We start from the raw sequence: 13,131 nt of genomic DNA, 5'->3' as shown, positions 1-13,131 counted from the left end.
GGCAGTCCACCCGGGCCTGCAGGCTGCGCAGGGACGTGGAAGACTGGAAGCATGAGTTCTTCAGACACACCTGCATCACTGACCGAGGACGCGATCGCGTCTATCAGAGACAACCTTGACGAGGTTGCCGAACGCACAGCGACCGCCGCCGAGGCGAGCGGACGAGCACGTGATGACGTGCGCGTGCTGCTCGCGACCAAGACTCAACCGGCAGAGAGGATCCGCGTCGCCATCGAGCACGGCTTCACGCTCATCGGGGAGAACAAGGTGCAGGAGCTGGTGAGCAAGGCCGATGACATTGCGGATCTGGACCATCAGGCGCATCTTATCGGCCCCCTGCAGAAGAACAAGGTCAATCACACACTGCGCCATGCGCACTGCATCCAATCCGTCGACACTCTTGAGCTTGCGACGAAGATCAGCAATCGACTGGACGTCCTCGATCAGACCATTGACTGCTTCGTGCAGGTCAACACCTCGCGTGAGGACTCGAAGTCCGGGATCGCGCCCGAGGATGCTGAGGCACTCATCTCCGAACTTCGTGGGTTCACCCGGATGAGATTGCGCGGACTCATGACGATCGGTCTTCCCGGGCGGACGCCCGAAGAGATCCGTCCCAGCTACACCGAACTCCGTGAACTCAGCGAGAAGCTCCTCACCTCGGGCGTCATGCCCGCCGAAGCGAGCGAACTCTCCATGGGGATGAGCAGCGACTTCGAACTCGCCATCGCCGAAGGCGCCACCATGGTCCGCGTCGGTTCGAGCGTCTTCGGAACCCGCGACTAATCCTGACGCGGCTTCAAGGCACGGCCGTCATTACCGCTGGGACTCTGCGCCTTCTGGCGGAAGTGGGCTCGCAAGCCGTCGATGAGCGCCCCGCGCCAACAGGCAAAGTCGTGACCGCCCTGATAGACAGACAGCGACGTCTCGCACCCCTTATTGCTGAGCACCTCAGCGAGTCGGCGCGTGTGATCGATCATGAGGTCCTCTCGGCTGCCTACGGCGAGGTGGAACTCCACCTCGGGGCGCTTCGCCTCTGAGAACTGGCACGTCAGCCAGGTGTCGGTGTTGAGTCGGTTGAGATCGGCCGGGCTTGCCTCGCCTCCCGGATGCCACCAGAGCGACGATGAATGTGCGAGGACTGCACCGACAGCTGTGGGGGAGTCGAGTGCCATGAGCAGGGCCGACAGCCCGCCCAGGCTCTGACCTCCAACGATCCGCTGCGAGCGGTCGGGCAGCGCATAGCCCTGCTGCCCCAGATCGTCCTCGATCTGTGGCAGCAGCTCATCTGTCACCTGCTTGAGGAACTCCCGGTTGCCTCCAAGAGCGCCGACCCGCAGCGCGCGGCTTCGGGCGCCGATGCCGATGATCACGATCGGCGGCAGACCGGCCGCTTCGCAGGCGCGGGCCACATCGAGCCCTTCGAACCAGTCGTCGCCGTCGAAGAGGACGAGCAGACCCTCCGGCCGCTTCGTGTCGGGCGTATAGACGTGCACCGGGCAGGTGATCCCGCCGATCTCGCGAACGGAAGTAGTTACGAATCCGGGGGCCGCCTCGGCGGAGGACCACATGCTGTGATCGGGTGCCAGGGGCCCGGAGAACACGGAGGTCCCGACGGTGGGCTCGGACACGTTCGGCCTGCGCAGGGGCGCATCGGCGTTGAATCCATCGACGAATACCGACGGCCCGACATTCCGCCCCGTGCCCATCGGCTCTGGCATGTCCGAGGTCGAGGGGCTGAAACCGTAGGAACAGCGGAGATCGGCGGGCAAGGTCAGGGTCACGCCCCAGATTCCCGTGCCGGGCACGCGGCTCATGATGCCCAGTGCCTGACGGTGTTTGTCGGTTACCCGATTGGCCACGAGTCTCACACTGCGGATCTCGGGGTCGGTGACGCGGTAGAGGAATGTGATATCCCGCATATCTTCGTCGGTCTCACACGGGTTGACTATGGGGGTGCCGAGCGTGGCGACGTCATTCCAGAATCGCTCCTCGCTGTCGGCAGAAGCGCTGGCGATCCCGGTGTCGGCCCCAAAATAGGCGGCCTGAATGTCTGTGAAGCGCACGAATGAATCCTTGCAGATGGTCCTTCTGGGCAGGTGTGGACGGTATCGTCCGAGCAGCCGGGTGAGTATCGCATTGCGGACCTCGAGGTTCCGCGCTGGACAGGACTGCTGACAACATTGCTAGTCTAAGGGATTAGGTTAGGCTTACCGACATAGAAGCTCATCGGATTCTTGACGTGCTGGGTGGACTCAGTCGCCGGTCGAGTTCTCTGCACCGCTCCATCGCGATGGCTGGCAGACCCACGAGCACCCTGAATGGCTTCACCCTGAACGGAACCACGACAACGTCGCCCGGGATCTCGGAAGAGATCGCGGCTGTACCAAGGAGAGCAATGAAAAAGAGCTTGACGATCATCGGTGCCGCTTGTGCCCTCGCACTCGCCGGCTGTGGAGGGGCCAGCTCCGGAGCCACGAATGACACCTCCGACGAGGCGGATTCGGGCTCAGACCTCTCTGTCCCCCTTCCGGAAGGCTGGGAAAAGGTCGGGGGAACAAGCGACTTCTCCTCGATCGAGGCGGAGCCGAAGCTGCCGGCGAAGGTCAAGGACGGCACGGACACCGAGGTCGAGGTCAAGGACATCGACAAGATCATCGTCGCCGGGGACGGGGTCGCCTCCACTCTCGGAGCGCTCGGCCTCAAGGACAACATCGCCGCCGCACCCGAGAACTCGACGTCCCCGGAGGGGCTTGGGGCGCCGGAGCACTTCGAATTCACGAAGGAAACGGGAGTCGAGGGACTGCTCGCGATGAACGGCACCCTCTTCATCGGCGACAACACCAAGCGTCATGGCTCGGTCGCCGAGCAGTTCCGTGACGCCGGCACCGAAGCTGTCGTCATGGATGATCAGCAGTCGCAGGGAGACAAGCTCAAGGCCGTTGCTTCCTATGTGGGAGCCGAAGACGCCGGTGAGGAACTGGCCGAACTCGTTGACGACCAGCTTGCCGATGCCGCCACGATGGCCAAGGAATCCGATAAGCAGGATCTGTCCGTCATCGAGGTCACGGCCAATGGTGCAGGCGGGCAGAACGCAGTGGCGGGCACCGGAACGCCGGGCAATGAGATGATCGAGACCCTCGGCTACACGAGCGTCGGGTCGGAGTCGAAGCTGCGCGGATACTCCCGCGAATTCAGCAACGAGGGAATCGTCTCCTCTGCGCCCGACGTCATCGTCATGGCCGAATCCGACTACGAGAAGTGGGGCGGTGAGGAGGGTCTCTGGGAGGCATTCCCGACGCTCCAGCAGACCCCTGCCGGAGAGAACTCCGCGATCTTCGTCATGCCCGATGCCCAGCTGAAGTATTCCAGCCCCGAAATCGGCGTCGGAGCCCAGGCTCTCGCCAAGGCCGTCGCGAAGCTTCCGTGACTCGGTCAGTCTCCGAGCACAGCAGTGTCACGAAGGATCATCGTGGCACTGCTGAACCCGGTCAGCGCACAGACCAGAAAGCCGAGAGGCGCGCAGACAAGAAGTCGGAGAGGCGTCATGATGTGCGACGGCTGCCGCTTCTGACCTGTGTGGTCATCGGCCTGGCCGTTCTGGCTCTGCTCATGACCATCTCGGCGTCGGTCGGTCCGCTGCGCATACCGCTCGGCGACGTCGCCCGGATCGTGTTCGCCCAGCTGGGACTCGTCGACGGTGGGGACCTCAGCCAGCGCGACGTCTCGGTCGTGTGGCAGCTGCGCGTCCCCCGCGTGCTCATGGGCGTCTTGGTCGGCGCGGCGCTGGCGATCTCCGGTGCCGCTCTGCAGAGCCTATTCAACAACCCGCTCGCCGACCCCGGCATCATCGGGGTCAGCGGCGGAGCCTCGGCGGGCGCGGTCGGCGTCATCGTGCTCGCCGGCAGCTCCATCACCTGGCTGCTGCCTCTCGGCGCCTTCCTCGCCGGTCTCGCGGTCACCGGCCTGATCTACGTCCTCGCTCGGCCCGGTCGCAACACCGGAACCTCGCGCATGCTGCTCGTCGGTATCGCCGTGGGGTCCGGATGCCAGGCGCTGACCGGCTTCTTCACGTTCATCGCCGATGATGCGCAGCTGCAGACGCTGACGTTCTGGCAGATGGGCTCGCTGAGCAAGGTCACCTGGGCGCAGATAGCGGCGACCGTGCCGATCTTCGTCATCGGGTTGGCCATTCTGCTCATCAGCACCCGCGCTCTCGACGTGCTCACACTTGGGGAACGCGAAGCCCAGCACCTGGGTCTCAACGTCAAACGGAGCCGCCTGGTCATCATCGTCGCGACCGCACTGCTCACGGGTGCGGCGGTCGCCTTCGCCGGTGCTATCGGCTTCGTCGGGCTCGTCGTTCCGCACATCGTGCGCATCATCGTCGGCCCCGGCCACCGAGGACTGCTCCCGATCTCGGCGATCGTCGGATCGATCCTCATCGTCGCCGCCGACTGCGCTTCCCGCGTTGTGGCCCCGCCGGCCGAGGTGCCCATCGGACTCTTCACCGCGGCCGTCGGGGCGCCCTTCTTCCTGTTCCTGGTCGTGCGAATGCGGAAAAGCTCATGGTGACGAAGATGATGAGAGAAGTGATGAAGGAAGCAGAGGACCCCACCGCCGAGGTTGTCATCCGAACAGAGGATGTGACCTTTGCCGTCGACGGTCGTGAGCTCGTCTCCGGAATCTCGTTCAGCCTGCGGGCCGGGGAAGTCGTGGCTCTCGTCGGGCCCAACGGTGCTGGAAAATCAACGATGCTGTCCCTGCTGGCCGGAGATGTCGCGCCGACGCAGGGCAGGGTGGAGATCTCGGGCATCGACGTTCGTTCGTGGAAGCCAGGACCCCTGGCGAGGAAGCGATCGGTCATGCTCCAGCACAACAGTTCGAACTTCTCGTTCAGTGTGAGAGAAGCCGTGCATATGGGGCGTCTGCCCTGGGGCGTCGACCCTGTGCGCGACGAGGAGCTGGTCGCCGAGGCGATCGAGGACTCTGATCTCGCCGGTTTCGAAACCCGGGATATCACGACGCTGTCCGGTGGCGAGGCCGCTCGTGTCTCCTATGCCCGGACGAGAGTGCAGACGACGCCCGTCATCTTCCTCGACGAACCCACCGCGGCCCTCGATCTCAAACACCAGGAGACCCTGCTGCGATCGGTCAGGAATCTGCGAGATGAGGGAGCGGCCATCATCGTGGTCCTCCACGACCTCAATCTCGCTCTGAGATATGCGGACCGAGTGCTCGTCTTCGGCAATGGAGAACTCGTCGCCGATGGAGTACCGGAAGAGGCGTTGAGCGAGGAACTCGTCGAGGAGGTCTACGGCCAGCGCGTGCGCAGGCTGAAAGCCGAAGGAATCGACACCCCGATCCTCGTCCCCGTGTGACGTGAGAAGCCCAGACCCGAGGTGTGCGAAGCTCCGGTTTGAAACGTGCGGAGCCCCGCGGAACCCACAAAGCGCGGAGGCGCGCCATCCCGGGCCGCGACGGAAGGTCACATGATGACACCCGGACTCCCGCCTCGGCGGTGAATCTGTGAAGATGGAGGCATGACTAACAGTCCGCAGGAAACCGCAGCCTCGGCGGGAGATCCCTCCGCTGCATCATCGTCCACCGCGTCGAAGTCCGCCGCGCCCCACGTCGTCAAGGTGCGCGCACCTGAACTCATCGGCCGCCGATGGATGAATTCCGGAGGCAAGGAGCTGAGCCTGGCCGACTTGCGCGGCAAGGTGATCCTGCTCGATTTCTGGACCTTCTGCTGCATCAACTGTCTGCACGTGCTGGACGAGCTGCGCCCGCTCGAGGAGAAGTACGCACAGGAACTCGTCATCGTCGGCGTCCACTCCCCGAAGTTCGAGTTCGAGCGCACAGTCGAGGCCGTCGATCAGGCCGTCGAGCGCTACCAGGTCGAACACCTCGTCCTCGACGACCCGGACCTCGTCACCTGGCAGGCCTACACCGCCCGGGCCTGGCCCACATTGGCCGTCATCGACCCCGAGGGCTACCTGGTTGCGACCCTGTCGGGTGAAGGCCACGGCGCAGGGCTCGGTGAGATCATCGAGGGGCTCATCGAAGAGCACTCGGCGAAGGGCACACTGCACTCCGGCGACGGACCATACGTGCCGCCACCAGCGCCGGAGACCGAGTTGTTCTACCCCGGGAAAGTCACCGCACTGTCCTCAGGCAACCTGCTCGTCGCCGATTCGGGACACCACAGCCTCGTCGAATACGATTCCAGCGGACAGACGATCATCCGCCGCATCGGCACCGGTGAACGCGGAGCGGACGACGGCGATCTCACCTCGGCGAGTTTCAGCGAACCCGGCGGCATCACCGTCCTCCCCGATGATGTGGCGGCGAAGGCCGGCTATCACCTCGTCGTCGCCGACACCGTCAATCACACGCTGCGCGGCATCAACCTCGAGACCGAAACCGTGACGACGATCGCCGGCACCGGTGCGCAGCATATGGTCGGCGCGATCGACAACGTGGTCGGCACCTACGGTGAACTCGGCCGCTACGACGGTCCCGCTCTCGACGTGAAGCTCTCCTCGCCGTGGGATGTCCTCTTCGTCCCTTCCACCGCCGAGGTGGTTGTGGCGATGGCAGGCAACCACACTATCTGGTCGTTCGACCCCGAAGCCGGGTCGATCCGCCTGCTCTCGGGCACCATGAACGAAGGCCTGGCCGACGGCGACTCTGAGAACGCGTGGTTCGCGCAGACATCGGGCCTTGACCTCAGCTCCGACGGTGATGTGTTCATCGCCGACTCTGAGACGTCTGCGATCCGCCGCCTCGACCCGAACACCGGATCCGTGTCCACGCTCATCGGCGAGGGACTCTTCGACTTCGGATTCCGCGACGGACCCGCAGCCGAAGCCAGGCTGCAGCATCCCCTTGGGGTGCGGAGACTGCCTGATGGTTCGATCGCGATCGCCGACACCTACAACGGGGCGATCCGCCGCTACGACTTCACCACGAACGAGGTCTCGACCCTGGCCCGTGGCCTGCGCGAACCTTCCGACATCTTCGTCCTCGAAGCCGCCTCAGCCGCCTCAGCCGCCGAATCGACCGACGGCACCGAAGCCGCTGAAGCCGAACTCCTCATCGTCGAGTCCGCCTCACACGCCCTGACGAGAGTGAAGCTGCCCAAGGATGCTCAGCGCGTCGACGAGGGTGCGCTCACCAGCAATCGCCCTTCGACCGAGATCGCGTCGGGCCCAGTGTCCGTGACCGTGAGCTTCACTGTTCCAGCAGGTCAGAAGCTTGATGACCGGTGGGGTGATCCTACGTATCTGCAGGTTTCGTCGACACCTCCAGAGCTCATCGTCTCCGGCGACGGAGGAGCGGAAGGTCTCAAGCGCGACATCGTCATCAACCCTGAACTTGCATCAGGGGTCCTGCACGTGACCGCACGCGCTGCCGCCTGCGACGGCGAACCAGGCGGAGAGATTCCATTGCACGCGGCATGCCATCTCTACCAGCAGGACTGGGGCATTCCAGTCGACCTCGTCGCCTCCGCCCCCGCTGAACTCACCCTCGACCTCCGCGGAGCCTGAGACTCGCCGCTACTTCACGGTGACGTCGCCGAGGCGACGCGGATCGAAGCGGACCTGTGAGGACTTGACGATGACAGAGCCTCCCATGACGAAGGAGAGGGTTTCGTCGAAGTCATGCTCGGCCGCTGTGACGATGTCGCGGTAGCGTCCCTGGATGCGCACCTCCACCGTTGAGGGAGTGAGCTCGAGGTCATTGCCCGAGGCGGCCAGGCTGACCTGGGGTTCACGTACCAGCGACCACTTCACATCACCGAGGATCTCGTTGTCCGTGTCGTAGCCGAACACACAGTCCGAGGGGTACAGAGTCTTCGCCTTCACACACTTGTGCAGATGCTCGCTGACCTGTTTGTTGACAGCCTGCTCCAGCTTCGCAGTGGGCTCGGGCGACAGCGCGATCTGGGCGGTGTCGGTCGGTGCGATCACCTCGGCGCGTTCGGGCTTCGACTTGAGATAGGTCGCATCGAAGCCGACGAGGTAGGTCGCCGGGAACAGCACGGGGACCGTTCCGGCGGCGACTCCGTACCCGTTGACAGTGGCAGTCGACGAGCCTTCGACCTGCAGATCAAGGGTCGGCCACTTCTTCTGCTCGATGACCCACCTGTCGAAGAGCCCGGCAGCCGCCGGCAATTTCACCATGGACAGGTCCACGGTCTGCGTCTGCGAGGACAGCACATAGCTCAGTGAGACCTTCGCATGGTCGTCGTCTATCGAGACCGTCTTCGCCTCGGCATCGCGCGGCAGGTCTGGAGCGGCAGAGAGCACATCATGATTGAGTGCCAGAGTCGATGACGGGGTGGGGGAGGAGAGGTAAGAGAACGCGCGCTCGGCATCGGCATGCTCGATTGCCGAAATATAGGCTTCAGCGGCGCGGGCAGGTGTGTAGACGGTGAGGTTGAGGAGGGGAACCGCGGCCACAGTGAGGACGATGACCAGAAGCGCCGAAATCAGAAGTTTGCGCGAAGTTCGCATTGATTCTCCTGAATCGGTGGGGGATGGAGGGGATTTCAGTTTAATGCCAATTGCCCGCAACTTGAGGCCATGAGCAGTGCGGACACACGGGACAGTGGAGTGGCAGGGGTTATTCCACCGAATACGCGTGCAGCGCCGAGGTGTCGACCTCGACGAAGACATGGGTGCCGATTTTGACGTTGGCGCGCAGTGAGGCGATCGATTCGCCGAGGCTGGGGTGCAGGACTCCGAATCCACCCCCACCCCCGGAACTACCAGAGCTACCGGAGACCCCGGCCACGTCGGCCAGGTCCACGTCGAGGGCGAGTCCCATCTCCGTATCCACCGGCGAGAGTTTCGCCTGCAGGCAGGATCCGCGATCGCGGAGTCCGATCACAATGGCTTCGAACACCGTCGCCGAGGTGAACGCCGGGTCGTGTTCGTCCAATGATAGGAGCGCACTGCGCCACCCCAGCGTGACGAAGACCTTCCCGTCGAGTTCTGTTCGCGCCTTGACCGCGGAGTGACCGATCGACAGCCAGCCCTTGCGCGCCAACCCGGAATAGACGTTGACACCGCTGAGTTCGGCCGGCAGGGAGCCCCGAGGTTCCGTGACGACCTGTTCCAGAGTGCCGAACGCGACGAGCTCACCTTTTTCGATATTGGCCGTCCCCGCCTCGGCGACGGTGAAATCGGTCAGCGTATTCGAGGTGAAGACGATCCCGCGGCCGTGTGCTGCGGCCAGATCGGCCAAGCGGCCGCGCAGGCCGGCACGCAAATGGCCGGGGACGGATGCGAAGGGGTCGATGAAGGTCAACCATGTCGAACCGCTCGCCCACGCCACAGCCAAGCCGAGTTTCGCATATTCACTGGCATCGAGTTCGCCGAGCCGGGACTTCAGTGTTTCGGGTTTGACCCCGAACTCCGTGTACGCCTGAGCCAATGCCGCCTCCCCAGATCCGGCATTGGCTTCGCGAAGATACTTTCTGACCCAGCTGCGCACACGAGTTCGCCCCGACCGGAGACCGGTCGGGAACTGCGGTGGAGGTGCGACGTCGGAGCGCGCAGCAACGGACAGCACCACCTCAGTGGTGCTGTCCGTGCTGCCCATGAGACCGAGCATTGTCCCTGCTCGGAGACGACCGAGATCGATCTGGTGTCTTCCGAGGTGCAGCCCCGCTAGGGACAATTCATCGTTCAACGGACCTTAGAACTCCGCAGGATCGTCGGAGGCGGTCATCCGCCGACGAGTGATGACGACAGCTGCGGCACCGACGACGAGGAGTCCGACGCCGAGGGCCAATCCGGTCATTTCAGCACCGGTGCGGGGCAGGTCGCTGCCACTGTCGCTGCCGTTGGCTCCGCCTTCATCGACCGAGGTGCCGTTGGTGACGACGGTGAAGCTGCCGCCCTGTGGCTTGTCGAAGCTGTCCGCCTGGGCACGAACATTGTAGGTTCCCAGAACAGCCTTGACCTTCGCCTGCACTCCGAAGGTCGCCTTGCCCTCAGAATCAGCTTCCTTGGTCATCGTGTAGCGGTCGACCTTGCCCTGGGCATGCTCGACCGTGATCGTGATCTTCTCACCTGGCTGTGCACCGGTGATGCCGAGTTTGATGCCCTCGTCGAGGAAGTCCTCGGAGCTGATCTCGGTCGGATCGATGATGAGCGCCTGGGTCGCGGTGGCCGCGGCCTTCTTCTCACCCTCATCGGTTCCGGGGCTGGCCGGAGCGGTTGTCTCCGAAGGCGCTGCCTCGGTCGCGTCCGCGGTTTCCGGAGCCTCGGACTCCGGAGCCTCGGACTCTGGAGCCTCAGATTCGGTGGGAGCTGGTGCCTCCGTGGTCTCGTCAGCTTTGGCCTTCGACTTGTCGTCGGTGTCCGTGGGCTCGGGCGTTTCGGACTCAGTCGGCTCTTCGGACTTGGTCTCAGAAGGCTTCTCGCTCGGCTCGTCCGACTTGGTCTCAGACGGAGTCGGCTTTGCGCTCTCGGATGGGTCCTCCGTCTTGGTCTCCGACGGGGTTGGAGCAGGACCGGTTGCAGAGGTGCAATCGTCGCCCTTGGCCTTGTCGTCGACGTCTGAAGCGCTGGGCACGACCTCGAAGGACACCTTCGAGGAGTCCTTCTCGGTCTTCTCATCGGTGAGGTAAAGCGAGTAGTTGCCCGCAGGAACCTTGGCGTCGTCCGTGACGGAGAAGAAGTAGGTGCCGGACACCTTGCCCTTATCGTCGACGGTGAGCTTCGTCTTCGGCGAGTACTTGGATCCATCGGTGCCGACGACCGTGACGGTCGCCTTGTCATCGGGGGTGAAGCCGGTGCCGGAGAATCCGATGCCCTTTTTGCGGTCCGCGATATCGGCCCGGGTCACCTGTGCATCTGACAGAGTCGCCTGTGGGTCCGAGCTGTCGGGAACCTTGGAGTCGGTTTCGGGGTCGTCAGACTGCTGTGCATCGTCATATGCACAGAGATTACTTGCTGCCGGCACCGTAGCGGACTCTGTCGCTGCGAACGCGGGAGCGCCAGCAAGACCTGTCAATGCAACGGCTACTGCGGGGGCAAGCACAAGACGCGAGGTCTTCACAGTAATGCCTTTCGATTGTTGTCAACCCACGAAAGGCGATGGAACTCCCGGCATTCCTTGGCTTAAGAAGAGGAAGGCACCATCGTGCGCGGGTTCGTACAGCTCCTAACTCTAAGGCATTCACGGTCCCCTTTGGGGAGACACACGGGAGAAAACCAGCAAAAACAGCGGGGATTGTTACGGTTTCGTTACCAAATTGCGGCGTGTTGCGGCGGCTGTGAGATTTTTCGCCCCCTCTGGAGCCCCGATCACTGCACTCCTGAGCCCCGGGCGACTACCATCGGAAATGTGACTCTCCTTTCCGATCGCGACATTCGCGCCGAGCTCGACTCCGGACGCATCGCCCTCGACCCCTATGACCCTTCTCTGATCCAGCCCGCCAGCGTCGATGTGTGCCTGGACCGCTATTTCCGTCTCTTCGACAACCACAAATACCCTGTCATCGACCCGAGCCTCGATCAGCCCGAGCTCACCCGCTTCGTCGAAGCTGCACCGGGAGAGCCCTTCGTGCTGCATCCGGGCGAATTCGTGCTCGCCGCGACGCACGAGCTCGTCACTCTGCCCGATGATGTCGCGGCACGTCTGGAGGGCAAGTCATCGCTGGGGCGGCTCGGGCTGCTGACCCACTCCACTGCCGGCTTCATCGATCCCGGATTCAACGGTCATGTCACTCTGGAGCTCTCCAACGTCGCGACTCTGCCCATCACCCTGTGGCCGGGGATGAAGATCGGCCAGCTCTGCTTCTTCCGTCTCAGTTCGGCCGCCCTCAACCCCTACGGCTCCCAGGCCACCGGCAACCGGTATCAGGGACAGCAGGGCCCCACAGCTTCCCGTTCGCACCTGAACTTCTTCCGGAGGGACATGTGACCACTCGCCGAGAGCTGCGGATGCAGCGTGAGGGGGCCGAGCGTGTCAATGACACGGATGTCTCGGCGGACCTGCGCGGTTTCCATCTGCTTCTCCTCGATGAACAGGTCGAGGTCTCCGATGTGCTCGCGCTCGTGCACAACCGGCTGCCCGACCTTGCTCCCCGCCTGGACGACAACGGCCAGCTGAGGTTGAGCCGACATTCGCGTCTCAGTGAGGGCGTCGACCTCGACGAGTCTGCGATCGCCGCGCTCGAGTTGCCCGACTGGGCTCATCACGCGGTTGTCATCGACTGCCCCCGGGACCGTGAACCGGTACCGCCGCCGGATTGGTTCAGCGACGCCGACGGACTGCATAAGGCGTTTCCCCGGGGTCTGCCCGATAGGGAAGAGGAGCGGATGCTCAGCCTCATCCTGGCCGTGGCATCACGCCTGCACACAGGCATTCGCCTCGCAGACGAAGATGGCCTGCCGACTCGGGTCATCGTGCCCGATCCGGAGGCGAAGATCGATCTCTACCTCTATTCGCCCTATTGGCTCGAGCCTGATGTGGCACTGTCGCTTGTGCGCAAGCACGCCCCGCATGCCTTCCAGCAGGCGCTTCCGACGCCCGATGAGGCGGTCCTTGCCCAGGCTGCGATCGACGATCCTCTCTTCGACGCTTCGGCGCCGGTCATCCTCGACGGCTACTCCCTCCTCGTCCCGCTCGGGGACATCCACGAGGCAGCTGGCATCCTCGAAGTTCGTGTGTCCGAGGCTGACTGGGTGCCGCCGATCATTGCCAAGCATCTTCAGATGCCTCTCATCGAATATCACCTGCATTGGATGGATGCCGAGTCGAAGCGCTATCAGCCGGCCCAGACTCGGCGCTTCCGGCGGATGCGCAACCAGGTGGCCAGCCTCGTCGACAGCATCGGAGCGGAACTGCTCATCGGCTGTGACGGCACCGGCCTGGACGAAACCGGCTTCCTCGTCACGAGCAGCCAACTCCGCAGCTGAATCAGCCCGCTCCGTAGCCGACCCAGCCTCGTGCGCGAGCTGCCGCAGGTTTCTGCAACGAAATCTGCACGGGAATGTTCACCGTGTTCGTGGGGAATCTGCACGAATAGTGTTCAATATGACGGTCGCCAACCGCTCCATTGATTGGGAGATACGTAGTGTGTCGTGAGAAAATACTTGCAAGCACTGC

Annotated in this window: 11 protein-coding genes; 7 read left to right on the top strand and 4 right to left on the bottom strand. The window is 63.6% G+C overall.

Annotated features, from left to right (window positions below):
- The first annotated feature begins 51 nt into the window (after nt 1–51).
- Nucleotides 52–786, top strand: a complete 735-nt coding sequence (locus INT29_RS10525; RefSeq protein WP_101571622.1) for a YggS family pyridoxal phosphate-dependent enzyme — start codon at nt 52–54, stop codon at nt 784–786.
- Here INT29_RS10525 and INT29_RS10520 read toward each other — a convergent pair.
- Nucleotides 783–2,066 carry an alpha/beta hydrolase-fold protein gene (locus INT29_RS10520; protein ID WP_193071583.1) on the bottom strand — a complete coding sequence of 428 codons (1,284 nt, stop codon included), beginning with the start codon at nt 2,064–2,066 and terminating at the stop codon, nt 783–785. The genes INT29_RS10525 and INT29_RS10520 overlap by 4 nt on opposite strands.
- A 332-nt stretch (nt 2,067–2,398) precedes the next feature.
- Between INT29_RS10520 and INT29_RS10515 the strand changes: the two genes are divergently transcribed.
- The 4 genes from INT29_RS10515 (at nt 2,399) to INT29_RS10500 (ending at nt 7,553) form a co-directional block, all read left to right on the top strand.
- The gene (locus INT29_RS10515; RefSeq protein ID WP_096159515.1) at nt 2,399–3,430 is read left to right on the top strand and encodes a heme/hemin ABC transporter substrate-binding protein; all 1,032 of its coding nucleotides are present in this window, start codon (nt 2,399–2,401) and stop codon (nt 3,428–3,430) included.
- Entirely contained in the window at nt 3,427–4,575 is a 1,149-nt protein-coding gene (locus INT29_RS10510) for a FecCD family ABC transporter permease (protein ID WP_257930125.1), read from the top strand. Before INT29_RS10515 ends, INT29_RS10510 begins: the two co-directional genes overlap by 4 nt.
- A gap of 20 nt (nt 4,576–4,595) precedes the next feature.
- Nucleotides 4,596–5,381: a heme ABC transporter ATP-binding protein gene (locus INT29_RS10505; protein WP_193071582.1), complete on the top strand. Its 786-nt coding sequence runs from the start codon at nt 4,596–4,598 to the stop codon at nt 5,379–5,381.
- A gap of 162 nt (nt 5,382–5,543) precedes the next feature.
- Complete coding sequence (locus tag INT29_RS10500) at nt 5,544–7,553, top strand: NHL domain-containing thioredoxin family protein (protein WP_193071581.1); 2,010 nt, start codon at nt 5,544–5,546, stop codon at nt 7,551–7,553.
- Nucleotides 7,554–7,562: 9 nt separating this feature from the next.
- Here the strand turns inward: INT29_RS10500 and INT29_RS10495 are convergent, their stop codons facing one another.
- The 3 genes from INT29_RS10495 to INT29_RS20640 form a co-directional block, all read right to left on the bottom strand.
- Complete coding sequence (locus INT29_RS10495; protein ID WP_193071580.1) at nt 7,563–8,522, bottom strand: hypothetical protein; 960 nt, start codon at nt 8,520–8,522, stop codon at nt 7,563–7,565.
- A 109-nt stretch (nt 8,523–8,631) separates the two neighbouring features.
- Nucleotides 8,632–9,612: an ABC transporter gene (locus tag INT29_RS10490; RefSeq protein ID WP_226841845.1), complete on the bottom strand. Its 981-nt coding sequence runs from the start codon at nt 9,610–9,612 to the stop codon at nt 8,632–8,634.
- A 96-nt stretch (nt 9,613–9,708) separates the two neighbouring features.
- Nucleotides 9,709–10,980, bottom strand: a complete 1,272-nt coding sequence (locus INT29_RS20640; RefSeq protein WP_193071578.1) for an LPXTG cell wall anchor domain-containing protein — start codon at nt 10,978–10,980, stop codon at nt 9,709–9,711.
- Nucleotides 10,981–11,364: 384 nt separating this feature from the next.
- On the opposite strand from INT29_RS20640, the gene dcd reads away from it, so the two are divergent.
- Nucleotides 11,365–11,943 (top strand): dCTP deaminase, encoded by a 579-nt coding sequence (dcd, locus tag INT29_RS10480; protein WP_101571608.1) that lies wholly within the window; start codon nt 11,365–11,367, stop codon nt 11,941–11,943.
- Nucleotides 11,940–12,941 carry a hypothetical protein gene (locus INT29_RS10475; protein ID WP_193071577.1) on the top strand — a complete coding sequence of 334 codons (1,002 nt, stop codon included), beginning with the start codon at nt 11,940–11,942 and terminating at the stop codon, nt 12,939–12,941. Before dcd ends, INT29_RS10475 begins: the two co-directional genes overlap by 4 nt.
- The last annotated feature ends 190 nt before the right edge of the window (nt 12,942–13,131 follow it).

Origin of the sequence: Brevibacterium sp. FME37, assembly GCF_014897485.1 — a bacterium.
Lineage (GTDB): Bacteria > Actinomycetota > Actinomycetes > Actinomycetales > Brevibacteriaceae > Brevibacterium.
The sequence above is the reverse complement of the archived record's forward strand: the minus strand, read 5'-3'. Positions and strand labels throughout refer to the sequence as shown.

Bases quoted from the DNA above. Each gene is read 5' to 3' on its own strand.
- INT29_RS10525 (WP_101571622.1), top strand. From the start codon at position 52: ATGAGTTCTTCAGACACACCTGCATCACTGACCGAGGACGCGATCGCG.
- INT29_RS10500 (WP_193071581.1), top strand. From the start codon at position 5,544: ATGACTAACAGTCCGCAGGAAACCGCAGCCTCGGCGGGAGATCCCTCC.
- INT29_RS10490 (WP_226841845.1), bottom strand. From the start codon at position 9,612: ATGGGCAGCACGGACAGCACCACTGAGGTGGTGCTGTCCGTTGCTGCG.
- INT29_RS10505 (WP_193071582.1), top strand. From the start codon at position 4,596: ATGAAGGAAGCAGAGGACCCCACCGCCGAGGTTGTCATCCGAACAGAG.
- INT29_RS10515 (WP_096159515.1), top strand. From the start codon at position 2,399: ATGAAAAAGAGCTTGACGATCATCGGTGCCGCTTGTGCCCTCGCACTC.
- INT29_RS10495 (WP_193071580.1), bottom strand. From the start codon at position 8,522: ATGCGAACTTCGCGCAAACTTCTGATTTCGGCGCTTCTGGTCATCGTC.